The sequence below is a fragment of the Mesorhizobium sp. M4B.F.Ca.ET.143.01.1.1 genome, from assembly GCF_004792275.1.
GTDB classification, from domain to species: domain Bacteria; phylum Pseudomonadota; class Alphaproteobacteria; order Rhizobiales; family Rhizobiaceae; genus Mesorhizobium; species Mesorhizobium abyssinicae.
The window spans coordinates 1-279 of the sequence record NZ_SRSR01000387.1; the positions used below are offsets into that span (position 1 = coordinate 1).

General features: G+C 65.2%; 1 protein-coding gene. It reads left to right on the top strand.

Annotated features, from left to right (window positions below; all coding sequences use genetic code 11):
- The coding region (locus tag EN786_RS37460; RefSeq protein WP_135910245.1) for an alpha/beta hydrolase at window positions 1-279 on the top strand (279 nt) is incomplete at both ends.

A 279-nucleotide genomic window follows, 5' to 3' on the forward strand; every position in this document is an offset into this window, starting at 1 on the left:
GCCGGAACCGCAAACCCTCGATTACGGTCCGGCCAAGCTCGACATCTACGCCTCAGCCGGCGCGAACAAGCTCCCGGTGGTGTTTTTCGTCCATGGCGGCGCCTGGCGGTTCGGCAAACGCAGCCAGGTCGGCGCCAAGCCAGACTTCCTGCTGGCCAACGGCTTCGTGTTCGTTTCGATCGACTACCGCATGCTGCCGGAGGCCGATGTGGCCACCCAGGCCGGCGACATCGAAAAGGCTTACGCCTATGTGCGCGCCAGTATCGCGCAGCACGGCGG